A 22955-nucleotide genomic window follows, 5' to 3' on the forward strand; every position below is an offset into this window, starting at 1 on the left:
TTTGCCGTCGTGACGCGGAACGCGATCAGAACCGGTAGTTCAGACCGGCGCGCACGATATTGGTGTGGAAGTCGACATTCGCCGGCGGCGTGAGCGTGCAGGCGCCGCCGCAGTTGAAGTCGCCGAGGTCGGCATAGAGATATTCGAGCTTCGCCGTCCAGTTGCCGGTCAGCGCGAACTCGGCGCCGGCGCCGACGGTCCAGCCGACGCTGGTGTCGCTGGTGCTGCCGAGCAGGCTCGATGCCTTCACGTTGCCGTAGGCGACGCCGCCGGTGAGGTAGGGCATGAAGCGATCCCAGGCGTAACCGATGCGGCCCCGCGTGGTGCCGAGCCAGGTGTTCTTGGTTTCGCAGCTGAACGCGCCGCAGGGGGCCGAACCCTTCATGCCCGACCAGTCGAGATCGGTCTCGAGGCCGAACACCACCGGGCCGGTCTGCCAGTTGTAGCCGAGCGTGCCGCCGACCATGCCGCCGTTGACGTCGAAGTCACCGGTGCCGGGAAAGCCGGACACGTTCGAGTTGCCCCAGCCGTAGCCGCCGTTGATACCGGCGTAGAAGCCGGTCCAGTTGTAGGCCTGATAGGGGGGCGCCTTGTAGACCGGCGCGGGAGCCGGCGCCGCACGGCGCGGCATGTCCGCCGCATTGGCCGAACCGGCCGCGGCAACAATCGCGAGCGCACCGAGCCCTGCGAGAACCAAACGCATCATCTTGAACCTCCGTAACGCCCCCAATCGATTTGCGCAAAGTATTCGAATTTCAACGAGCGTCTAGTGTAGAAAAGCAACAGAATACTTGATGTTTTTGTGGCAGATCATCTTATTGTCGGCCAGCAAATGACACCTTTTTGCCGGAAATAGACGCAGATTTATCTTCGATGTTGGTAATTTAATACTGTCAGCCGGTTCCCAAAAAGCAAAGCCCCGGGCCGATGGCCCGGGGCTCGTGTTGCGCTCCTCAGCCCGATCGGCATCGGATCAGAAGTGGTAGTTGACGCCGAAGCGCAGCAGGTTGCTCTCAAGGCCGTTCTTGGTGCCGGTGACCGAATAGCTACTGTTGGCGAGATCGACATAGAGATACTCGACCTTGGCCGACCACGCCTTGTTCAGAGCCACCTCGGTGCCGAGACCGATCGTCCAGCCGAGATGAGTGTGGGATTCGTCGAGACCCGCCACCGTGCCGCGGACGTTGCCGTAGGCGAGACCGCCTGTGCCGTACACCAGGAACTTGTTGAAGGCGTAGCCGACGCGGCCGCGCAGGGTGCCGAACCAGGGGTTCTCGAACTTCCACGGCGCGAAGGTGTCCTCGGCGCCGCTGATCTGCAGGTCGGTTTCGACGCCGTAGACGAACTGGTTTTGCTGCCAGTTGTAGCCGATCTGCACGCCGCCCGCGACGCCCGACGGGTCGGTGGCGTTGTTGGTCGTCTCGCCCCACTGGTAGCCGAGGTTCACGCCCGCATAGGGACCGGTCCAGTTATGGACGAGCGGCGCGACCGGCGCCGGCGCGTAATAGTTGCTGCGCGGAAGATCCGCCGCGACCGCCGCGGTCGTCACCACCGTCGCCGCCGCCGCGGCCAGATAAGTCCACTTGTTCATCACAACCTCCACACAACGCATCAACGCGTACTTGAGCGAGCCCATCGGGGCTCTTTGTTGCAGCGGCCGCGCCCGTGAGACCGGGCAAAGCTCGCCAATAATCATGGGAGGATTTATCGAGCATTTTACGTTAAACGGTTATGAATCGCTAAGTATCCGGTCCCGAACAACAGCCGTTATCCCTAAAGAACTCTTAGTCGAATCCGCCGAACCGCTTTCGCGTTTACCATGTCGCCTCACCAAGCATTTACTATAAGCGCCGCGCTGCTTTCGTTATGACGTCGCGCAGAAGTTCGAGAGCCGGAATGCCCGCAAATCCCGCCAGCACATCCTTCGCGCGCGCCGCGCTCGTCACCGGCGGCGCCCAGCGCATCGGCCGCGCCATCGCGCTCGCGCTCGCGCAGGCGGGCTTCGCCGTGCTGGTGCATGCACATCGCTCGCGCGGCGAGGCGGAAGCGCTGTGCGGCGAGATCGTCGAGGCCGGCGGCCGCGCCGCCGCGGTGGTGGCCGACTTGTCCGACGCCGATCAGGTGAGCCGGCTGGTGCCGGCGGCGCACGCCTTCGGTCCGTTGACGCTGCTCGTCAACAATGCGAGCGAATTCGAGCGCGACGAATTCGGCGCGCTCGACCGCGCGCGGTTCGACCGCACGATGGCGGTGAACCTGCGCGCGCCGCTGTTCCTCTCGGAAGCCTTCGCCGCGCAGGCGCCGGCCGACGGCGACGCCTCGATCGTCAATATTCTCGACCAGCGGGTGTTCCGGCCGACGCCGCTGTTCGTTTCCTACACATTGAGCAAGGGCGCGCTGTTCACCGCGACGACGACGCTCGCGCAGGCGCTGGCGCCGAAGGTGCGGGTCAACGCGGTCGCGCCGGGGCCGGTGCTGCCGTCGCCGCGCCAGACGGCGGAGGATTTCGCCCGGCAGGCCGGGACCCTGCCGCTCGGCAAGGGGCCGCTGCCTGAAGAAATCGCGGCGGCGGTGCTCTATCTCGCGCAGGCCGCGAGCGTCACCGGGCAGACCATCGCGGTCGACGGCGGCCAGCATCTTGCCTGGCGTACGCCGGACAGCGATATCGTCGAGTAGCGCGAGACGCCTTGTGCAGACGAGTAGCGCCGAAGTGGCGTAAAGCGGGCAGGACCATTACTTTCCTGCCGAGACATGACGGGCAAACCCAAAGACCTCGATCCGGCGACGGAACTCAGGGAAGACGACGACGAGCCGTCGCTGCCGGAGACCGAACTCGAGAACGGCGAGAGCGCGGAGACGCTTGCCGCGGGCACCTATGCCGCCGGCCGCGCCGCGATCGCGCGTCACGCGAAGCTCGCGCCGAACCGGCCCGGCGTCTACCGCATGATCGACGCCAGGGGCGACGTGCTCTATGTCGGCAAGGCCAAGAGCATCAAGAAGCGCATCGTCTCCTATACGCGGCCGACCGGGCACGATGGCCGCATCATGCGCATGATCGCGGCGACCGTGACGCTGGAGTTCGTCACCACCGCGACCGAGACCGAGGCGCTGCTGCTCGAGGCGAACCTCATCAAGCGGCTGCGCCCGCGCTTCAACGTGCTGCTGCGCGACGACAAGTCGTTCCCCTACATTCTCATCACGTCGGATCACTGGGCGCCGCAGATTCTCAAGCATCGCGGCGCGCGCTCGCGGCCGGGACGTTATTACGGGCCGTTCGCCTCGGCCGGCGCGGTGAACCGCACCATCAATGCCTTGCAGCGCGCGTTCCTGCTGCGCTCCTGCACGGACTCGTTTTTCGAGAACCGCACGCGGCCGTGTCTCCTCTATCAAATCAAGCGCTGCTCGGCGCCCTGCACGCAGGAGATCGACTTCGCCGGCTATTCGGCGCTGGTGCGCGAGGCGAACGATTTTCTGTCGGGGCGCAGCGGCTCGGTGCAGAAGGAACTCGCGGCCGAGATGGACAAGGCGGCGGGCGATCTCGATTACGAGCACGCCGCGATCTATCGCGACCGGCTGTCGGCCTTGTCCGCGATCCAGTCGCATCAGGGCATCAACCCGCGCGGCATCGAGGAAGCGGACGTGTTCGCCGTGCATCAGGACGGCGGCTATTCCTGCGTCGAGGTGTTTTTCTTCCGCACCGGGCAGAACTGGGGCAACCGCGCTTACTTCCCGAAAGCCGATCGCGCACTGGAACCGGGCGAGGTGCTGTCCTCCTTCATGGCGCAGTTCTATGACGACAAGCCGCCGCCGCGGCTCATTCTCGTCTCGCACGATTTCGAGGAACGTGCGCTGCTGGCGGACGCGCTCGGCACCAAGTCGGAACGCAAGGTCGAGGTGTCGGCGCCGCAGCGCGGCGAGCGCAAGGAACTGGTGATGCACGCGCTCGCCAATGCCCGCGAGGCGCTGGCGCGCAAGCTCGCCGAAACCTCGTCGCAGCAGCGGCTGCTCACCGCGCTGGCTGAGACCTTCGCGCTGAAGGCGCCGCCGCGCCGCATCGAGGTCTACGACAACAGCCACATCTCCGGCACCAACGCGGTCGGCGCGATGATCGTCGCCGGGCCGGAAGGGATGCGGAAGAACCAGTACCGCAAGTTCAACATCCGCAATGCGGACCTCACGCCGGGCGACGACTACGGCATGATGCGCGAGGTGCTGGAGCGCCGTTTCAAGCGGCTGATCGAGGAGCATCCGCGCGCCGCGTCCGAGGGCGTTGCGCCCGAGGACGCCGCCTGGCCGGACCTCGTCGTGATCGACGGCGGGCAGGGCCAGTTGCGGGTGGCGCAGGAGACGCTGGCCGCGCTCGGCCTGACCGACATGCCGCTCGTCTCGATCGCCAAGGGTCTCGACCGCGACGCCGGCCGCGAGACGTTCCATCAGCCGGGGCGCACGCCGTTCAAGCTGCCGCCACGCGATCCGCTGCTTTATTATGTGCAGCGGCTGCGCGACGAGGCGCACCGCTTCGCCATCGGTTCCCACCGCGCCCGGCGATCCAAGGGCATCCGCGAGACGGGGCTGCAGGAGATTCCGGGGATCGGGCCCACCCGCAAGCGCGCGCTGCTCCGTCATTTCGGCACGGTGAAAGCGATCGAGCGGGCCTCGCTGCCCGATCTCGCCCGCGTGCCGGGAATTAGTGCGGAGACGGCGCGGAAGATATATGACTTCTTTCATGAGCGCGCGTGACCCCGGCACGGGACCGCGCGAGGCGAGGAATGACGATGATCATCAGGAAGCAGGAAGACGTGACGCCGGCCGTGCTCGAGGCCTATCAGAACATCGAGGACCCGCGGCTGCGCGAGATCGTGCAGATCCTCGTCAAGCATCTGCACGGCTTCATCCGCGAGGCGAAGCTGCGCGAGGACGAATTCCAGAAGGCCTGCGACTTCATCGCCCGGCTCGGCCAGCGGACCAACGCGACGCATAACGAAGTGGTGCTGATGTCCGGCTCGCTCGGCGTGTCGTCGCTCGTCTGCCTGTTGAACAACGGCAATATGGGGCAGACCGAAACCACCTATAACCTGCTTGGTCCGTTCTGGCGGATGAACTCGCCGAAGACCGAAAGCGGCGGCACCATCATCCGCTCGCCGACGCCGGGACCGGCGATCTTCGTCGACTGCTGGTTCAAGGACCAGAAGGGCAATCCGATCGAGGGCGCGCTGGTCGACATCTGGCATTCCTCGCCGGAAGGCTTCTACGAGCAGCAAGATCCCAAGCAGGCCGACATGAACCTGCGCGGCCAGTTCACCACCGACGCCAAGGGACACTTCGCATTCCGTAGCGTGAAGCCGGCGGGCTATCCGATCCCGATCGACGGGCCGGTCGGCGACCTGATCCGCGCTTCCGGCCGTCACAACTACCGCCCGGCGCATCTGCACTTCCTCGCCTTCAGGGACGGCTTCAAGACGCTGGTGTCGCAGATTTACGCGCCCGACGATCCGGTGATCGAGACCGACGTGCAGTTCGGTGTCACGCGCGCGTTGCTCGGCGACTACGTCAAGCACGAGGCGGGCGAAAAGGCGCCGGCCGGCGACGTGGAAGGCGAATGGTATTCGCTCAACCAGACTTTCGTGATGGAGCCGGGCGTCGCCAAGCTGCCAAGAGCTCCGATCCAATAAGAGCCCCTATCCGACAAGAGCGCCATTCAGGAAGACCGCCCATTCACAAAAACGCAGGCGGGCATGGGATACCGGCGAAAACGGGCAGCGTGGCCGGTTGACGGCGCATCGTGCGAGGTGTTTCCCTGCCGCCCATGAATGCCGTCAGTCCCGCGCCCGGACGCTCGCACTCGCTGTCATTGCCGAACCTTCTGACCTATGGCCGGATCGCCGCGGTGCCGGCCGTGGTGGCGTGCCTGTACTGGCAGAGCCTGTTGCATGGCGGGCTGTGGCTGCGCTGGGTCGCGCTGGCGCTGTTCATCGTCGCGGCGGTGACCGATGTGCTCGACGGCTATTTCGCGCGCGCCTGGCAGCAGCAATCCTCGCTCGGCCGCATGCTCGATCCGATCGCCGACAAGCTTCTGGTCGCGTCGTGTCTTCTGATGCTGGCGGCGGACGGCACCATTCGCGGCTGGTCGTTGTGGGCGGCGATCATCATTCTCTGCCGTGAGATTCTCGTCTCGGGCTTGCGCGAATTCCTCGCCGAGCTTCGGGTCGGCGTGCCGGTGACGCGGCTCGCCAAGTGGAAGACCTTCGCGCAACTGCTGGCGATCGGCTTCCTGCTGGCCGGCAAGGCGGGCGATCTCATATTTCCCTATACGACGCTCACCGGCCTGACGCTGCTGTGGCTGTCTGCGGTGGTCACGCTCTACACCGGCTGGGATTATTTCCGCGCCGGCCTGAAATATCTGATCGAGGACTGAGCGGTGAAGCTGCGTTATTTCGCCTGGGTTCGCGAACGCATCGGCAAGGCCGAAGAGGATCTCGACATTCCTGCGTCGGTGAAAACGGTCGGCGAGCTGGCCGGCTGGCTCGCCGGGCGCGGCGAGGAATACGCCTACGCCTTCGAGAACCCCAAGGTGGTCCGCGCCGCGATCGACAAGACCCACGTCAAGCCGGATGCGGCCATCGGCGGTGCGCGGGAGATCGCGTTCTTTCCGCCCATGACCGGCGGGTAACGCCGGTCCGAACGAATGACGGGCGGTTCGTGTCGGATCGCCGACATCCCGCGACACCACGGCAAATGCCCCGCGATAACGCCGAATTGTCCGGTTTTGCCGCCGCAAACCCTCTCCCGCCGCATGCCGCGCCGGAGTAGATTGCGATCCCATGAGCGCCACCGTCCGTATCCAGCGCGAGCCGTTCGATGCCGCCGCCGAAAGCGCGAAGCTTTCGCGCGGGCGCATCGACGTCGGCGCGGTGGTCACCTTCACCGGCATCTGCCGCGGCGACGAAGCCGGCCAGCCGATCGCGGCGCTGACGCTCGAGCATTATCCCGGCATGGCGGAGCAGGAGATCGAACGCCACGTCGCGGAGGCGCAAGCGCGCTGGCCGCTGAAAGGCGTCACCGTGATCCATCGTCATGGCCGCATCGAGCCCGGCGAGGATATCGTGCTGGTGGCCACGGCCTCGTCGCATCGGGAAGCTGCGTTCGCCGCTGCGGAATTCCTGATGGATTTCCTGAAGACCCGCGCGCCGTTCTGGAAGCAGGTCGAGCAGGGCGGCACAACGAACTGGGTCGATGCCAAGCGCAGTGACGACGATCTCGCCGCGCGCTGGGGCGCATCCAAAAAGAATCATGAGGCCGCCGAGTAGCGCGATTTGCTCGCGCCGCGGCCGCAAGGAGCAGGACGAATGGTTTCCATCGTGGTGGCCGCGATCGCCGCTTTGACTCTGAGCGCCAGCGCGGCGCCGGCGGCGCAAGCCTCCCCGTATCAGGTCTCCTATTACAATGTGCCGAAGGGCGCGCATCCGCATGACGTCGCGCCGGCGCCGGACGGTCATGTCTGGTACACCGCGCAGAGCCAGGGCGCGCTCGGCATCCTCGATCCGAAGAGCGGCAAGGTCGAACAGGTCGCACTCGGCCCCGACTCCGCGCCGCATGGCGTGATCGCCGGCCCTGACCGCGCGGCCTGGATCACCGACAGCGGGCAGAACGCGATCGTGCGGTTCGATCCGCAGACCCGGCAGGTGAAACTCTTCAAGCTTCCGGCAGGCTTCGACAACGCCAATCTCAACACCGCGACCTTCGACAGGAAGGGTGTGCTGTGGTTCACCGGGCAGAACGGCGTCTATGGCCGCGTCGATCCGGCGACCGGAAAGGTCGATGCGTGGAAGTCGCCGAAAGGCACCGGTCCCTACGGCATCACCACGACGCCGAACGGCGACGTCTGGTACGCCTCGCTCGCCGGCGATCATATCGCGAAGATCGACACCGTCAGCGGCGATGCGCTGATGATCGCGCCGCCGAAGAACAATGTCGGGCCGCGCCGGATCTGGTCGGACTCGAAGGGCATCCTGTGGGTGAGCTTCTGGCACACCGGCGAGGTCGGGCGTTACGACCCGGCGGCGAAGGCGTGGAAGGTCTGGGCGCTGCCGAAGAGCGGCGAAGGCTGCTACGCGGTCTATGTCGACGACCGCGACAAGGTCTGGCTCACCGACTTCGCCGCCAATGCGATCGTGCGGTTCGATCCGGCGGACGAAAAGTTCGAAACCTTCCGCAGCAACCGGCGCGGCGCCGACGTGCGCCAACTGCTTGGCCGCAAGGGCGAAGTGTGGGGCGCCGAATCCGGCACCGACCGGATCGTCGTCGTGCGTGAAGAATGACCGGACGCTTCGACATGGCGCATCGTCGCGACGTGCTGCGGCTGCTCTTTAACGGCGCGGTTTTCGCCGCGGGTGGCGGCGCGGCGGCGCTTGCGAGCGGCCCCGCATGGGCGCGGCCGACGGCGGTGCGGCCGCCGAAGCTGCCGGGTCTGATCGAGACGTCCCGTGCGTTTCCGGACATTTCCGAGCGGATCGCGGCGATCTCGCAAGGGCTGCTCGGCACGCGCTATCGCGGCCATACGCTGATCGGCAGCCCGAAAACCTCGGAAGAGTTTGTGTCGCGCGAGGACGCCTTCGACTGCGTGACCTTCTGCGAGACGGTGCTGGCGGCCGCGCTGTCGGCCAGGCCGGAGGACTTCGTGCCGGCGCTGCGGATGATCCGCTACCACGACGGCATCGTCACTTATTACGCGCGCAACCACTATTTCCATGAATGGTGCGCGCGCAACATCGCCAACGGGCTGTGCCGCGAGGTCGAACTGCCCGGCATGGTGACGATCGAGAAAACGGTGACGTGGCACCGCGAATTCGAGCCGCGGCATTTCACGATGCGCGTGATCCCGGCGAACAGCGTGCTCGATCATCACGCGATGCTGAAGAACGGCGACATCGCCGGCTTCGTGACGCGGCGCGCGAGCCTCGATTATTTCCACACCGGTTTCGTGATGTTCGGCCGCAATGGGAAATCGAAGGGCGAACTGCTGCTGCGCCACGCCGCCGAAAGCCGCCGCCGTGTGATCGACGAACCGATGGCGCGCTTCCTGCGCGCCAATCGGGTGCGCTATGTCACGGTGCTGCGGCCGCGCGATCCGGCCGCCAGCACGGCGACATCGAAGATTTGAGAAACCGACAAATCTCCGCTCATTCCCGCGTAAGCGGGAATCCAGCTTTTTCTTTTGCACTGGGTCCCCGCTTTCGCGGGGACGAACGGGAGGGTGTATCGGCTTACGCCGCCGCGGCCTTGCCCTTGGGCTGCACCGCCGCGGTATAGTCGTCCATCAACTGCTTGGTGATCTTGCCGGGGGTGAACTTCCAGTTCGCGATCTCCGCGACCGCGGTCACTTCCGCCGCCGAGCCGGTGATGAAGCATTCGGAGAAGTCGTTCAGCTCGTCCGGCATGATGCGGCGTTCGATCACCTCGAAGCCGCGCTTCTTCGCAAGCTCGATGGCCGTCGCGCGGGTGATGCCGGCGAGGAAGCAATCGGCGATCGGCGTGTGGATCTTGCCGTCCTTGATGAAGAAGATGTTGGCGCCGGTGCATTCGGCGACGCGGCCCTGCCAGTCCAGCATCATGGCGTCGGCATAGCCTTTGCGCTCGGCCGCGTGCTTGGAGATGGTGCAGATCATGTAGAGGCCGGCGGCCTTGGCGAGACAGGGCGCGGTCTTCGGATCGGGCCGGCGATAATCGGCGAGATCGAGGCGGATGCCCTTGAGGCGCTGCTCGGGATCGAAATAGCTCGGCCATTCCCAGCTCGCGATGGCGAGGTGGATGGTGTTGCTCTGCGCCGAGACGCCCATCATCTCCGAGCCGCGCCAGGCGATCGGGCGGACATAGGCGTCCTTCCTGCCGTTCTTCTCGACCACCAGCTTCTTGGCGGCGTCGATCTCGGCGACCGAATAGGGGATCTCGAAATCGAGGATGTTGGCGGAGCGCTTCAGGCGCTCGGAGTGCTCGGTGCACTTGAAGATTTCGCCGCCATAGGCCCGCTCGCCTTCGAACACGGCGCTGGCATAGTGCAGGCCGTGGGTCAGAACGTGGACGTTGGCCTCGTTCCAGGGCACCAGCTTGCCGTCGTACCAGATGACACCGGACATCCGGTCGTAGGATTGGGCAGCCATGACGGTCTCCTTGAACTGGCCCTGAGGCCTTATCTCTCTAACACTCGGTCCGGCCGCCCGCCGACTTTGCGTCGGGAATGGACACCCGGTATGTATTTGACGGTCCTATGAGAGCGTGCCGCAGGCACCGGCGCAACTTAAGTCCGGCCGGGTTTCCCGGTACGATCATTTCGCGTCGTCGGCAGTTTTTGTAACAATAAAACCAGAATATGTCAATATGGCTGACATAACTGCAGATGCGCTGGCGAGCGGGTCCCGCAAGGCCGGCTCGGGGCCGGATTCGGCGGCCGGCGAGCCGTTGTGGGACCTGATCGAACTGCTGTTTTTTGCCTATCGCGACTTTGTCGGCGACGCCGACGAGGTGCTGGCCAAATTCGGCTTCGGCCGCGCCCATCACCGGGTGCTGCATTTCGTCTACCGCCATCCGGGCATGAAAGTGGCGGATTTGCTGGAGATCCTGAACATCACCAAGCAGTCGCTGGGTCGCGTTCTCAAGCAACTGGTGGACGAGGGCTACGTGTTCCAGAAAGAAGGCGAGGAGGACCGCCGCCAGCGGCTCCTGTTCCTGACGCCGAAGGGCGAGGCGCTGGCCTTGAAGCTCGCCGGCTTGCAGACCGAGCGCATCTCACGCGCGCTGACCGACTACGGGCCGAACGCGCACGAGGCGGCGCGGCGGTTTCTCGCCTCGATGATCGAAGCCGACAGCCGCGACGGCGTGTTGCGGCTGATCGCGCGCGCCGACCGCGCGCGCAAGCCGCGCAGCTAGGCCGCGGCCTAAAGGACCGGGCCGATGAGCAGCCCCGCCCGCATCACCGACGACGCGCCGCACCTGCTTGTGGTCGACGACGACCGGCGCATTCGCGATCTCCTGTCGCGCTTCTTGATGTCGGAAGGCTATCGCGTCACCACGGCGGACACCGCGGCCGACGCGCGCGCCAAGCTCAACGGGCTGCATTTCGACCTGCTGGTGCTCGACGTGATGATGCCGGGCGAGACCGGCATGGAACTGGCGAAGTCGATCCGCGAAAAATCGGCTGTGCCCATCCTGATGCTGACGGCGCGGCACGAAACCGAAAGCCGCATCGAGGGATTGCAGGCCGGCGCCGACGATTATCTCGCCAAGCCGTTCGAGCCGCGCGAACTGTCGCTGCGCATCGCCAGCATCCTGAAGCGCGCGCAGCCGGCCGCGGCGCCAGCGCCGGAATCGGTGCGGTTCGGCAAGTTCGTCTTCCATATCGCGCGCGGCGAATTGCGCGACGGCGAGGAGCCGGTCCGCCTGACCGACCGCGAGCGCGACATGCTGCGCATCCTTGCCGCGACGCCTGGCGAAACGGTGCCGCGGCTGGCGCTGGCCGGCGGCGGCGACGCCTCGAGCGAGCGCGCGGTCGACGTGCAGGTCAACCGGCTGCGCCGCAAGATCGAGCAGAATCCGGCCAATCCGCTTTACATCCAGACGGTGCGCGGCGTCGGCTACCGGCTGGTGACCGCGACATGACGGCGATCGAATTCGCCCGCAACACGCTGCGCGCCGCCGGCGGCGCGACGCGCTCGGTGCGCGACGGCTGGCGGCGCAGTTCGCACTGGCTCACCGGCGTGATGCCGAAGGGCCTTTATGCCCGCGCGCTGCTTATCATCATCGTGCCGATGGTGATCCTGCAATCGGTGATCGCCTTCGTGTTCATGGAGCGGCACTGGAATCTCGTCACGCAGCGCCTGTCGGCGGGCGTCGTCGCCGACATCGCGGCGCTGATCGACATCGAGCGCGGCTATCCGCAGGACGCCGACCGCGCGCAGCTTCGGCGCATCGCGCAGGAGCGGCTCGGCCTTGTGGTCGACTTCCTGCCGCTCACCGACATGCCGCCGCCGGGGCCGAAGCCGTTCTTCTCGCTGCTCGACAGCGCGCTGTCCGACGAGATCCGCAAGCAGGTGCGCCGGCCGTTCTGGATCGACACCGTCGGCCGCTCCTCGCTGGTCGAAATCCGCGTCCGGCTCGACAATTCGGTGATGCGCATCTACGCGCCGCGCAACGCCGCCTATGCGTCGAATTCGCAGATTTTCATGCTCTGGATGGTCGGCACCTCGCTGGTGCTGCTGTTCGTCGCGATCCTGTTCCTGCGCAACCAGATCCGGCCGATCCTGCGGCTCGCCGACGCCGCGGAAAGCTTCGGCAAGGGCCGCGAGGTGCCGAATTTCCGGCCGCGCGGCGCGCGCGAGGTGCGGCGCGCGGCGCAGGCCTTCCTCGAAATGAAGCAGCGCATCGAGCGCACCCTCGAGCAGCGCACCGCGATGCTGGCCGGCGTCAGCCACGACCTGCGCACCATCCTGACGCGCTTCAAGCTCGAGCTCGAGCTGATCGGCGACGGGCCGGAAATCGCGGCGATGAAAACCGACGTGGACGAGATGAGCCGCATGCTCGAGGCTTACCTCTCGTTCGCGCGCGGCGACACCGGCGAGAGCGCGGCGCCGGTCGACATGGCGGAGTTTCTCAATCAGCTCGCGCTCGACGCCGAGCGTCACGGTCACAAGGCGAGCGTGGTGTTTCACGGCGTGCCGGTGGTGACGGTGCGCCCCGATGCCTTCAAGCGCTGCCTGTCGAACCTCGTCTCCAACGCCGCGCGTTTCGCGAAGGCGATCTCGATCACCGGGCATCGCGATCATCGCTATCTGACGGTGACGATCGACGACGACGGGCCGGGCATCCCGTCGGACATGCGCGAGGAAGTGTTCAAGCCGTTCCTGCGGCTCGACGACGCGCGCAACCAGGACGAAGGCGGCACCGGTCTCGGTCTCGCGATTGCCCGCGATATCGCGCGCTCGCATGGCGGCGATATCGCGCTCGGCGACAGCCCGCTCGGCGGCCTGCGTGCGACGGTGCGGATTCCGGTTTAAGCCGCTTCGATTTCCTCGTCATACTCGTCACGCCGCCGCCGGCGGCGCGGCCCGCGTGCGACGCAAGCGGGGATCGACATCAGATCGTCGAGGAAACCGGCCCAGCGTTCGGCGCTGGCGAGGCCGCGGTCAAGCGCCGCCATGGTGCGGTCGAGGCCTTCTTCATCGTCATCGAGCCAGACGCCGACCACGCGGGCGAACATCAGCGCTGCACCCTGCGCGCGCATCGCGCCGCGCGGGCCGGACGAGCCGATGCCGGCGGCGGTCAGCATCCAGCGCTGCGAGCGCACGGCCAAGCCATTGAGCGCGAAGGCGAGGCCGGGATTGCGCCGCGCCGAACGGGCGAGCGAGGCGATGGCGTCCTTGTTAGGCGCGAGCGCGTCGATCCGGCGCATCAGCACTTCGAACAGACGCTCGCGCGGACTTTCCTCCGCCATGTCTTCGCTGCTGCCGTCGAGCACGACGCGGTCGATGTCCTTCATCTGCGCGGCGAGGATGCCGAGCGTCGAACCGAACTCGCCGCGCAACTGCGACAGCGACACGCCGGCGCGGCCGGCCACTTCGGCAAGGCCGATCTCCTCGAAGGAGCGTTCGGCGAGCAGCGCCATGAAGGCGGCTACCGCCTTGTCGCGGATGCTGTCGCTGCGCGGCTGCGGCGCGGGCGTCCGGGCTGCGGATTTGCGGGCGGTTTTTCGCGTGGATTTGCGGGCCATGACGGCCTCCATCGGCATCCGGTGCTGCCTTAATTTAGGCCCGCAAAGACGACGGTTTGAGGGCGGCGCGCGTGCGTCGTTCCGGCCGAGCCGGGCGCAGTGGCGCCAAGGCGAGGGCCGGGACCCATAGCCTCCGAGCAGACGTTCGATCATGAACGATTGCGGTTATGGATCCCCGCCTTCGCGGGGACGACAAAAATCTTAGCCCGCCAGTTCCCGTGAGCGCCGAGTGGCGGCGGCAATCGCCCGTTCCATCACCGTGTCGAGGTCGCCGGGTCCCATCAGCACCGCAAGCGCGGCGGCCGTGGTGCCGCCGGGGGAGGTAACGTTCTTGCGCAGCGTCGCTGCGTCGAGCGGCGAGGCCCGCAACAACTCGCCGGAGCCGGCGATGGTCTCGCGCACCAGCCGCGCGGCGAGGTCGGCGGACAGGCCGGCGGCTACCGCCGCCTTCGTCATGGTTTCGGCAAGCAGGAACACATAGGCCGGGCCGGAACCGGAGGTCGCGGTGACCGCGTCCATCAGCTTTTCGTCCTCGACCCATTCGACCGCGCCGACGGCGGCGAGCAGGCCGGTCGCGAAGGCGCGCTGCGCGCGGCTGACATTGTCGTTCGGCGCGGCGACCGTGATGCCGCGGCCGATCGAGGCCGGCAGGTTCGGCATCGCGCGCACCACCGGGCTGGAGCGCGAAAACATCGATTCGAGAAAGCCGATGGTGCGACCGGCCATGATCGAGACGATCATCGCCTTGCCGGCGGCGGGCGCGATCTTCGGCAGGATGTCGGGCGCTGCCTGCGGCTTGATGGCGACGACGATCGCCGCGATGTCCTTCGGCAGTTTGGTGGGGTTGAGGATCAGCCCCTTGCGCGTCAGCGCCTTGACGGATTTCGCCGGGTTCGGCTCCACCACCACGATTTTTTTCGGAGACAGGCCGCGCGCGATCCAGCCGGCCAGCATGGCGCCGCCCATGTTGCCGGCGCCGAGCAGCGCCAGCTTGCCGGCGAACCGTCCGATCCTCGCAGGCTTGGGTTGACGCGCGGGCCGCTTGGCCATGAGCCGACGTCCGTTCAGGCCTCGCCGGAGGTTTCGAACATCGCGGCGTCGAGCGCTTCGCGCGGGCTTTTGCCGGCCCAGACCACGAACTGCAACGCCGTGAAGTAGCGCTCGCAGGCTTCGAGCGCGGTCGACAAGAGCGACTGGCATTGGCCGCTCGAAGCTTCGCCGCCGCCGGACAGGACGAGCGCGTGGCGGAACATCACCAGGCCCTCCTTGGTCCAGAGGTCGAAGTGGCCGATCCACATCTGCTCGTTGATCATCGAGATCAGCTGCTGGACGTCTGCGCGCCGGCGATCCGGCACGCGCAGATCGAAGGCGCAGGCGAGATGCAGCGCCTCGAGGCCGTCCATCCATGTGTAGGACACCTGATAGTCGGTCCAGCGACCGGCAACCAGGATGGTGATTTCGTTGTCGCTCGCGCGCTCGAACGACCAGTCGTTGCCGGATGCAAGCTGCTCGACCGTGTCGAGCGGGTTCGCCCGGATGTCGTCGGAAAATTCGGTGAGGGACATGCCGCCTTTGCCCTTGTTCCGTTCTTGGTGCCGCATTTGGAATCGAACACGCCGCCGCACGCGCACAAGACGCAACGGTATCGCTCCCGGTCGACCCGGGCTGACTGTTTGCGAGGGAAACGCGGACGCCGCTTCCGCGAACGAATCACTTGCCTACTTGACTATAACCGCCCGATTCCGAATGGCCAGAAGGTCATTCATCGCGGTCAAGAAGGCCGTGATTTGCCGCACTGAATCAACGTCGTGCCGGACTCAGTCCACAACGAAGCCGGGGTCGTATTGACTCTTTCGGTGGATAAGTGACGCGGGCGAGCGGTTCAGTCGAACAGGCTCGACACCGACTCTTCCTTGGCGGTGCGCGAGATCGCTTCGCCGATCAGATCGGCGATCGGCAGCACGCGAATGTTCGCGGTCGCCTGCACATCCTTGGTCGGCTGGATGGTGTCGGTGATGACCAGCTCCTTCAGCCGCGACTTGCCGACGCGCTCGACCGCGCCGCCCGACAACACGCCGTGGCTGATATAGGCGTAGACTTCCTTGGCGCCGTTCTTGAGCAGCGCGTCGGCGGCGTTCACCAGCGTGCCGCCGGAGTCGACGATGTCGTCGACCAGGATGCAGGTATAGCCGGAGACGTCGCCGATCACGTTCATCACTTCCGACTCGCCGGCGCGCTCGCGCCGCTTGTCGATGATGGCGAGCGGCGCATTGATGCGCTTGGCGAGGCCGCGGGCGCGAACCACGCCGCCGACGTCGGGCGACACCACCATGATGTTGTCGAGCTTGAAGTGCTCGCGGATGTCGCGGACCATCGCCGGCGAGGCGTAGAGGTTGTCGGTCGGAATGTCGAAGAAGCCCTGGATCTGCCCGGCATGGAGATCGAGCGTCAGCACGCGGTCGGCGCCGGCGCGGGTGATCAGGTTGGCGACGAGCTTCGCCGAGATCGGCGTGCGCGGACCGGGTTTGCGGTCCTGCCGGGCATAGCCGAAATAGGGGATCACCGCGGTGATGCGGCGCGCCGAGGAGCGGCGCAGCGCGTCCATGATGATGAGCAGTTCCATCAGGTGGTCGTTGGCCGGGAACGAGGTCGACTGGACGACGAAGCAATCGGCGCCGCGGACGTTTTCCTGAATCTCGACGAAGACCTCCATGTCGGCGAAGCGGCGCACCACCGCTTTCGCCAGCGACATATTCAGGTATTTGGCGATGCCCTCGGCGAGCGCCGGATTCGAATTGCCGGCAACGAGCTTGATGGCTCCGTTCTTGACCGACATGCCGAAAACTCCGCGTGGGCGCGCTCGAATTCCGGACGCGTTTTCTGAACGCGACCCGGTCCCCACTTCGCTTGAAACCGCTATGGGTGGGGCGTCTTAACAAGGCGGTCGGGGCGCGGCAAGTTGGCCTCGCGGTCCATATCGGCCTTGTTCCACACGAATTTTCGCTAGCGGCTGCGCGCCGACAACGCCATGCCGCCCGGCCGGGCGATCCGCTGGTGACCCGTCGCCGGCCGCGACGGCGGCAGCGGGACCGTTCCGGTTTGCTCCGGAGCCACCGCGCCGGGACCATCGGGGGAGGGATCCACCGGGTCCGCCTTGGCCTGGAATATCCTGAAAATTCCTGCCGCCTCCGGCGACGAGGCGTCGGCGGTCAGGGCGGCCCCGGTGGCCGTGGGCGCGGCGGGCGGGGTGGCGTCGCTCGCGGCGAGGAAGGCGGCGAGCTGGTCGAGGCTCGCGCCCGCGATCGCCTTCAGCATCTCGTCGTCGGCCACCGTCCAGGCGTCGGCCGCCTTGTGCTTGCCGGCGCGGGACTGCGCGCCGGTGATGCGGGTCGCGCGGCGCTGCTCGCCGTCATAGACATCCCATGTCCACGAGATCGCGGTGCGTCCTGCCTCGACGCGGGCCGCGAGATAGCCGCGGATGCGATAGGCCGACGGGGTTTGCCGCGAGACGACGGCGAGGCGGCGGATCTGCGCCTCCTCGTTGAGCCGCGCCACGAGCTTTTGAAACACCTCGGGCGGCGGGCCGTCGATCGACTCGAAGGCGACGCTCGGCCCGCGCATGGCGGCAAGCGAAGCGGTCTGGTTTCCGGTGGTGTTGCAGGCCGACAGCGATGCGGCGACCGCGAGCGCGCCGCACACACGAAACACGACGGCCGCGCTGTGCGCGCGGCAACTCCGGCCCCACCGCATGAACCCCTCGACGCCCTTGCTCCGTGGTCCGATTGATCCGGACCTGATTGTTTTATGGAGCCACGCTTTATGCGTAACGGCTTGGGCGGGGCAGGTAAAGCGCGGTCGTTTGCCGCGTTGCAGCGTCAGCGATCGAGCGCGATGGCGTTGATGTGCCGGCCGTAATCCGGCTCCGAGCGCTTGGTGGTGCGGCGATAGCTGTAGAAGCGGTCGGGATCGGCGAAGGTGTCGAGGCCGAGGTCGTCGATGTCGCCGACGCCGGCCTGTTGCAGCCGCCAGGCGATGAAGCCGGCAAGATCGAACATCGCATGGCCGTCCGCGCCGGCATGCTTGAAGAAGCGGGTATATTCCGGCTCGGCCGCGACGAAGCGCGTGACGAATTCCGGCCCGACCTCGTAGCTCGCCTGACGGATCATCGGGCCGAGCGCGACGGTCAGCCGCTCGCGCGCCGCGCCGAGCTTTTCCATCGCGGCGATGGTCGCCTCGAGAACGCCGGCGAAAGCGCCGCGCCAGCCGGCATGCGCCGCGCCGATCACGCGCTTTTCGCGGTCGGCGAACAGCACCGGGCCGCAGTCCGCGGTCGAAACGCCGATGGCGATGCCGGGCGTCGCGGTGACGATGGCGTCGGCGCGCGGCCGCGTCTCGTGCGTCCACGGCTCGCCGACCACGACGACGTCGGGCGAATGGATCTGGTAGGCGGTGAGGAAACGCTCCGGCGCGACATCGAGCGCCTTCGCCATGCGGGCGCGATTCTCCGCGACCTTCTCGGCTGCGTCGCTGGAGCCGACACCGCCATTGAGCGAGGCGTAGATGCCGTCGGACACGCCGCCCTGCCGCGTGAAAAAGCCGTGGCGAACGCCATCGATGGCGGCAAGCTTGCGCGACTCAAGTTTTGGCGATTGCGGCATGTCTTTGCCTTTCCATGTGAATCGCCATGATTACCGATTGTCCACGTGAGCTAAAGCCGCCACATTTCGTCCTTAACTTTACGGGAGACGGAAAGAGAACGCGATACAGCCATTAAATCACGAAGGAGTTGGTTCATGCGAAGCATTTCGACAAAACCGTTCGCGGTCATTGCCGCTGCTGCGGCTCTGACGCTCGCTGGCGCGACGGCGCAGGCTGCCCCCGTCGGCCCGCGCTCGGCGCAGGGTCTTGCGAACGCCGCGGAGTCCGGCAGCGCGCCGCTGGTGCGGGTGCAGCACCAGATCAATCCGTACTATCACCAGCCGGGCAGCGGCTATCGCGGCAACTATCGCGGCTATCGCGGCGGTTACCGTGGAGGTTACCGCGGCGGACATCACTATCGTCATCGCCATCGTGACAACGATGCCGGTGCGGCGATCGCCGGCGGCATTCTCGGCCTGGCGGCCGGCGCGATCATTGCCGGCAGCGTGGCGCAGAACCAGAACGCGGTAGGGTACTGCGCGAGCCGTTATCGCTCTTACGATCCGCGCAGTGGCACTTATCTCGGCTACGACGGCTATCGTCACTCCTGTCCGTAACAGGGTTCAGGCGGAAAAGGCGGGTGGCACGCCGACCGAACGGTGCGCCACCGCCACCGCCTTGAACAGCGATCCCATTCCCTTCTGACTGCGGCCGACCAGACGCGCGAGCGCGTTGTCGATCTCGCGCGCCTTGATGCGATCCGCATTGGCCTTGAGCGTGTGCGCGCGCGTCTCGATGCCGAGATTGCGCAACAGCTCCGACTGCTCGATCGGTCCGAAGCCGGCCGCGCCCATGCTTTCGGCGGTACGCAGCAGCGCCTCGAAATCGACATGGGCGGTGAGGTCCACGGTGCCGGGCGCCGACAGCGGCTCGGCGAAGGCATGGCCGCCGACCGCCTGCAGCGTGTCGCCGATGTCGCTTTCGGCGTGGCCGTAATCGATCACCAGGGCCGCACCCTTGTCGCGCACGATGCGCCGGGCAAGCTCCAGCGCGGCGCGGTCGGACCGCCACTCGAAAATCTCGCCCTCCTTGGCGTCCCGCACCCGCGGCGGCAGCAGCCGTGCGAATTGCGGGATCGGGTCGGGCGCGATGCCGAATTCGAGCAGGTCGTGCTCGTCGAGCCGCACGACGCGGGTATGCCAGCCGTCGTTCTGCTTCACCGCCTGATTGATCGGCAGGGCGTCGAAAAACTCGTTGGCGATGACGATCGAGGGGCCGGCGGGCACTTCGTCGAACGAGGCGTGCCAGAATTTCGGCGCCGTCACCGAGGCGAGCGTCGCCTCCTGCCGCGCGCGCAGCGGGCCGCTGATCTCGACCAGATGGACGACGGCGGCCGACAGGAAATCCGGCATCACCTTCGCGGCGCGCAGCGCGTCCTTCATCAGCGTGCCGCGTCCGGGGCCGAGTTCGATCAGGCGGACGTTTTCCGGCGCGCCCATCTGCTTCCACACTGCGGCCATCCAGAGCCCGATCAGTTCGCCGAACATCTGGCTCACCTCCGGCGCGGTGGTGAAATCGCCGGACGCGCCGAGCGGATCGCGCGTCGCGTAATAGCCGTGCTGCGGATCGGACAGGCAGATCTGCATGAATTCGGCAACCGGCATCGGGCCGGCCGCCTTGATGCGCCGGCGGATGTCGACTTCCAGCGGCGAGAGGTCGTCGAAGGAGTCCATGATCACGCGGCCGCTCCGCGCGGCGGATTCTGCGGCGGCTTGCGCAACGCGCGCACGACCAGCACCACGCCGAACAGGAACAGCGGCACCGAGAGCAGCATGCCCATCGTCAGTCCGCCCCACAGGAAGCCGAGTTGCGGATCGGGCTCGCGGAACAGTTCGCAGGTGGAGCGCGCCAGCGCGTAGAAGATCGCGAACAGGCCGATGACGAGGCCCGGCCGCTTCAGCGCGCCCATGCGAATGGCGACGGCGAGCACGGCGAGCAGCGCAAGGCCTTCGAGGCTCGCTTCATAAAGCTGGCTCGGATGACGCGGCAGCGGGCCGCCGCCGGGAAAGATCATCGCCCACGGCACGTCGGGCGCCGGGCGGCCCCACAATTCGCCGTTGATGAAATTGGCGAGGCGGCCGAGGAACAATCCGATCGGGCCGACCGCGCAGGTGACGTCGCCGAGCGACAGCACCGGAATGTTGCGCTTCCAGCCGAACAGCAGCACGGCCAGCACGCAGCCGGTGAAGCCGCCGTGGAACGACATGCCGCCGTTCCAGAGCTGGAAGATTTCGGCCGGATGCGCGGCGAAGTGCGGCAGGTTGTAGAACAGCACATAGCCGGTGCGGCCGCCGAGAATGATGCCGAGTGTGATCCACAGCACGAAGTCGTCGAAGTCGACGACCGTCATCGGGGGCTTGCCGCCCCAGAAGGTTTCGTTGCGCAGGATCGAGCGCGCATAGAACCAGCCGCCGAGGATGCCGACGATATAGGCGAGCGCGTACCAGCGGATCGCCAGCGGCCCGATATGGACAAGGACGGGATCGAAGGCGGGGAAGGCGATGGCGAAGAACGGCATTTGAATTCAATGAACCGGGCGGGGACGATGTGCTATCAGGAAATAGCAGACTTGAAGTGACAAGTCCGTGTGGCCATTGTTGGCCGGCGCGGATGCAAAGAGCCGCCGGAGGCGAGCCATGACCCAGACCACAGGCCGGATTTTCGACGAGATGGCGCGTCTGATGAACGACGCCGCCGGCGTCGCCCAGGGCGTGCGGCGCGAGTTCGACACGCTGTTCCGCAGCCAGGCCGAGCGCATCCTGCGCGATCTCGACGTCGTGCCGCGCGAGGAGTTCGAGGCGGTCAAGGAGATGGCGCGGCTCGCCCGCGAGGAAAACGAGGCCCTCAAAGCCCGGATCGAGGCGCTGGAGGCCCAGGCGGGCGGCAAAGGCCCCGCGAAATCCGCGAAAAAGCCCCCCGATTCAGAGGCTTAACAGCCGCGCGGCCGTGGGCCGCGTTCCTTGCCCTTTTAGCCTTCCGCCGCTATAAACCGGCCCGTTCGCGGCCCCCGGCACCCCTGGAGGCTTGCCGCGACACAAAGGCCGCGTGAGCGGCCCTTTCTATTGCAATCAACGAGGTAAGTGTCATGGCGACCGTCAAGGAAATCAAAGCGGCGGTGCGTCCGAAGAGCGGCAAGGGGGCCGCCCGGGCGGAACGTCGCGCCGGCCGTGTGCCGGGCGTGATCTATGGAAACAACGAAGCCCCCATCGCGGTCTCTTTTGACCACAACGAACTGCGCCAGCGCATCTTCGCCGGCCGGTTCCTCACCACGCTCTATAACATCGACATCGACGGCAAGAAGCACCGCGTGATCCCGCGCGACTTCCAGCTCGATCCGGTCAAGGATCTGCCGATCCATGTCGATCTGCTGCGCGTCGCCGAAGGCGCGACGATCCGCGTGCGCGTGCCGATCCATGTCATGAACGCCGACCAGTCGCCGGGCGTGAAGCGCGGCGGCGCCGTTAACATCGTGACGCACACGGTCGAGGTGATGTGCCCGGCTGAATCGATTCCGGAAGCGATCAATGTCGACATCGCCGGCCTCGAGATCAGCCACTCGAAGCATCTGAGCGACGTGCAGTTGCCCGCGAACGTCAAGGTCGTCGCGCACGGTGACAGCACGCTCGTCACCATCGTGCCGCCGTCGGGCTACGCCGAAGAGCTGCGTCAGGCCGCCGAAGCCGCCGCTGCTGCGGCCGCTGCTGCCGCCGCTCCCGCTGCCGGCGCCGAAGGTGCTGCGGCTGGCGGTGCCGCTCCGGCTGCCGGTGCTCCTGCTGCGGGCGCTGCGCCTGCCGCCGGCGCTGCCGCGCCCAAAGCCGACAAGAAGTGAGGCGGCTGACACGCCCGACCGCCGCCCGACTCTCATGCGGCGGCGGGCGGGACCGTTGACGCCATGCTGCTCTTCGTCGGTCTCGGCAATCCAGGCGACCGCTACGTCGGCAACCGGCACAATATCGGCTTCATGGCTCTCGAAGCCATCGCCAAGCGCCACGGCATCGCGCCGTGGCGCCGCCGTTTCCAGGGCGTCGCGGTCGAGGGTTCGCTCGGCGGCGTGAAGGTGCAATTGCTGCTGCCGGGCACCTACATGAACGAGTCCGGCCGCGCAGTCGCGGAAGCGGTCAACTTCTACAAGCTCGGCGTGAACGACGTCGTGGTGTTCCACGACGAGCTCGATCTGCCGCCCGGCAAGCTGCGGGTGAAAACCGGCGGCGGCAACGCCGGCCACAACGGCCTGCGCTCGATCTCCGCGCATATCGGCAATGACTATCGCCGCGTGCGGTTCGGCATCGGCCATCCCGGCGACAAGAACCTCGTGGAGCGCTACGTGCTGCAGGATTTCGCCAAGAGCGAACGGCCCTGGGTCGAGGCGCTGTGCGACGCCGTAGCCGACGCCGCGCCGCTGCTGGCCGGGGCTGAGGATTCGAGCTTCCAGAATAAAGTGCATCTCGCGATGGACGCCAAAGGTTTCGGCGCTCTCGACGACGACAAGGAATAGGTTTCG

The 22955-nt window shown here is 66.5% G+C and carries 25 protein-coding genes and 1 pseudogene; 15 read left to right on the forward strand and 11 right to left on the reverse strand.

Annotated elements, in window-relative coordinates:
- Positions 1-25: 25 nt before the first annotated feature.
- The gene (locus tag AB7F10_RS13915; RefSeq protein ID WP_428562060.1) at positions 26-706 is read right to left on the reverse strand and encodes an outer membrane protein; all 681 of its coding nucleotides are present in this window, start codon (positions 704-706) and stop codon (positions 26-28) included.
- Positions 707-973: 267 nt separating this feature from the next.
- Positions 974-1591 (reverse strand): outer membrane protein, encoded by a 618-nt coding sequence (locus AB7F10_RS13920; RefSeq protein WP_428562058.1) that lies wholly within the window; start codon positions 1589-1591, stop codon positions 974-976.
- Positions 1592-1896: 305 nt separating this feature from the next.
- Between AB7F10_RS13920 and AB7F10_RS13925 the strand changes: the two genes are divergently transcribed.
- From AB7F10_RS13925 to AB7F10_RS13960, 8 genes and pseudogenes are all read left to right on the forward strand, one after another.
- Positions 1897-2673, forward strand: coding sequence for an SDR family oxidoreductase (locus AB7F10_RS13925; RefSeq protein ID WP_428562056.1), 777 nt, complete (start codon positions 1897-1899; stop codon positions 2671-2673).
- Positions 2674-2721: 48 nt separating this feature from the next.
- A pseudogene (gene uvrC / locus AB7F10_RS13930) lies at positions 2722-4737 on the forward strand (excinuclease ABC subunit UvrC); the annotation flags it as partial.
- A gap of 35 nt (positions 4738-4772) precedes the next feature.
- A complete protein-coding gene (locus tag AB7F10_RS13935; protein WP_428562465.1) occupies positions 4773-5669 on the forward strand; it encodes a dioxygenase in 897 nt (298 codons plus the stop codon).
- A 134-nt stretch (positions 5670-5803) separates the two neighbouring features.
- The gene (gene pgsA, locus AB7F10_RS13940; protein ID WP_428562054.1) at positions 5804-6412 is read left to right on the forward strand and encodes a CDP-diacylglycerol--glycerol-3-phosphate 3-phosphatidyltransferase; all 609 of its coding nucleotides are present in this window, start codon (positions 5804-5806) and stop codon (positions 6410-6412) included.
- A gap of 3 nt (positions 6413-6415) precedes the next feature.
- Positions 6416-6667 (forward strand): molybdopterin converting factor subunit 1, encoded by a 252-nt coding sequence (gene moaD, locus AB7F10_RS13945; protein WP_428562052.1) that lies wholly within the window; start codon positions 6416-6418, stop codon positions 6665-6667.
- 151 nt (positions 6668-6818) lie between these two features.
- Positions 6819-7304, forward strand: coding sequence for a molybdenum cofactor biosynthesis protein MoaE (locus AB7F10_RS13950; RefSeq protein ID WP_428562050.1), 486 nt, complete (start codon positions 6819-6821; stop codon positions 7302-7304).
- Positions 7305-7343: 39 nt separating this feature from the next.
- A complete protein-coding gene (locus AB7F10_RS13955) occupies positions 7344-8315 on the forward strand; it encodes a virginiamycin B lyase family protein (RefSeq protein ID WP_428562048.1) in 972 nt (323 codons plus the stop codon).
- Positions 8312-9157: an N-acetylmuramoyl-L-alanine amidase-like domain-containing protein gene (locus AB7F10_RS13960; RefSeq protein ID WP_428562046.1), complete on the forward strand. Its 846-nt coding sequence runs from the start codon at positions 8312-8314 to the stop codon at positions 9155-9157. Before AB7F10_RS13955 ends, AB7F10_RS13960 begins: the two co-directional genes overlap by 4 nt.
- 103 nt (positions 9158-9260) lie before the next feature.
- Here the strand turns inward: AB7F10_RS13960 and AB7F10_RS13965 are convergent, their stop codons facing one another.
- Positions 9261-10154, reverse strand: coding sequence for a branched-chain amino acid aminotransferase (locus AB7F10_RS13965; RefSeq protein WP_428562044.1), 894 nt, complete (start codon positions 10152-10154; stop codon positions 9261-9263).
- Positions 10155-10371: 217 nt separating this feature from the next.
- Here AB7F10_RS13965 and AB7F10_RS13970 point away from each other — a divergent pair, with 217 nt between their 5' ends.
- From AB7F10_RS13970 to AB7F10_RS13980, 3 genes are read left to right on the forward strand one after another with little or no spacing between them, the layout of a single operon-like run.
- Entirely contained in the window at positions 10372-10920 is a 549-nt protein-coding gene (locus tag AB7F10_RS13970; RefSeq protein WP_428562042.1) for a MarR family winged helix-turn-helix transcriptional regulator, read from the forward strand.
- A gap of 24 nt (positions 10921-10944) precedes the next feature.
- Positions 10945-11649, forward strand: a complete 705-nt coding sequence (locus tag AB7F10_RS13975; protein ID WP_428562040.1) for a response regulator — start codon at positions 10945-10947, stop codon at positions 11647-11649.
- Positions 11646-13043: an ATP-binding protein gene (locus AB7F10_RS13980; RefSeq protein ID WP_428562038.1), complete on the forward strand. Its 1398-nt coding sequence runs from the start codon at positions 11646-11648 to the stop codon at positions 13041-13043. Before AB7F10_RS13975 ends, AB7F10_RS13980 begins: the two co-directional genes overlap by 4 nt.
- Here the strand turns inward: AB7F10_RS13980 and AB7F10_RS13985 are convergent.
- From AB7F10_RS13985 to pgeF, 6 genes are all read right to left on the reverse strand, one after another.
- Positions 13040-13756 (reverse strand): TetR/AcrR family transcriptional regulator, encoded by a 717-nt coding sequence (locus tag AB7F10_RS13985; RefSeq protein WP_428562036.1) that lies wholly within the window; start codon positions 13754-13756, stop codon positions 13040-13042. The genes AB7F10_RS13980 and AB7F10_RS13985 overlap by 4 nt on opposite strands.
- A 201-nt stretch (positions 13757-13957) precedes the next feature.
- Positions 13958-14806 (reverse strand): pyrroline-5-carboxylate reductase, encoded by an 849-nt coding sequence (proC, locus tag AB7F10_RS13990; RefSeq protein WP_428562034.1) that lies wholly within the window; start codon positions 14804-14806, stop codon positions 13958-13960.
- Positions 14807-14820: 14 nt separating this feature from the next.
- Positions 14821-15321, reverse strand: coding sequence for a YbjN domain-containing protein (locus tag AB7F10_RS13995; RefSeq protein WP_428562032.1), 501 nt, complete (start codon positions 15319-15321; stop codon positions 14821-14823).
- Between the two features lie 317 nt (positions 15322-15638).
- Positions 15639-16592: a ribose-phosphate pyrophosphokinase gene (locus tag AB7F10_RS14000; RefSeq protein ID WP_428562030.1), complete on the reverse strand. Its 954-nt coding sequence runs from the start codon at positions 16590-16592 to the stop codon at positions 15639-15641.
- A gap of 167 nt (positions 16593-16759) precedes the next feature.
- On the reverse strand, positions 16760-17506 hold the full coding sequence (locus AB7F10_RS14005; protein ID WP_428562028.1) for a hypothetical protein: 747 nt from the start codon (positions 17504-17506) through the stop codon (positions 16760-16762).
- Between the two features lie 125 nt (positions 17507-17631).
- Positions 17632-18414, reverse strand: a complete 783-nt coding sequence (gene pgeF, locus AB7F10_RS14010; protein WP_428562026.1) for a peptidoglycan editing factor PgeF — start codon at positions 18412-18414, stop codon at positions 17632-17634.
- Positions 18415-18549: 135 nt separating this feature from the next.
- On the opposite strand from pgeF, the gene AB7F10_RS14015 reads away from it, so the two are divergent.
- Positions 18550-19011 carry a BA14K family protein gene (locus tag AB7F10_RS14015; protein ID WP_428562024.1) on the forward strand — a complete coding sequence of 154 codons (462 nt, stop codon included), beginning with the start codon at positions 18550-18552 and terminating at the stop codon, positions 19009-19011.
- 6 nt (positions 19012-19017) lie between these two features.
- On the opposite strand, the gene AB7F10_RS14020 is transcribed toward AB7F10_RS14015, so the two are convergent.
- Together AB7F10_RS14020 and lgt are read right to left on the reverse strand one after the other, a co-directional pair.
- The gene (locus AB7F10_RS14020; protein WP_428562463.1) at positions 19018-20127 is read right to left on the reverse strand and encodes a class I SAM-dependent methyltransferase; all 1110 of its coding nucleotides are present in this window, start codon (positions 20125-20127) and stop codon (positions 19018-19020) included.
- Between the two features lie 2 nt (positions 20128-20129).
- Entirely contained in the window at positions 20130-20972 is an 843-nt protein-coding gene (lgt, locus tag AB7F10_RS14025) for a prolipoprotein diacylglyceryl transferase (RefSeq protein ID WP_428562022.1), read from the reverse strand.
- Positions 20973-21090: 118 nt separating this feature from the next.
- Between lgt and AB7F10_RS14030 the strand changes: the two genes are divergently transcribed.
- The 3 genes from AB7F10_RS14030 to pth all read left to right on the forward strand — a co-directional run bounded on the left by AB7F10_RS14030 (position 21091) and on the right by pth (position 22949).
- The gene (locus AB7F10_RS14030) at positions 21091-21387 is read left to right on the forward strand and encodes an accessory factor UbiK family protein (RefSeq protein WP_428562020.1); all 297 of its coding nucleotides are present in this window, start codon (positions 21091-21093) and stop codon (positions 21385-21387) included.
- Positions 21388-21539: 152 nt separating this feature from the next.
- The gene (locus AB7F10_RS14035; protein ID WP_428562018.1) at positions 21540-22283 is read left to right on the forward strand and encodes a 50S ribosomal protein L25/general stress protein Ctc; all 744 of its coding nucleotides are present in this window, start codon (positions 21540-21542) and stop codon (positions 22281-22283) included.
- A 63-nt stretch (positions 22284-22346) separates the two neighbouring features.
- Positions 22347-22949 (forward strand): aminoacyl-tRNA hydrolase, encoded by a 603-nt coding sequence (gene pth, locus AB7F10_RS14040; protein WP_428562016.1) that lies wholly within the window; start codon positions 22347-22349, stop codon positions 22947-22949.
- Positions 22950-22955 lie beyond the last annotated feature (6 nt).

The sequence above is a fragment of the Pseudolabrys sp. genome, from assembly GCF_050250095.1.
GTDB lineage: Bacteria > Pseudomonadota > Alphaproteobacteria > Rhizobiales > Xanthobacteraceae > Pseudolabrys.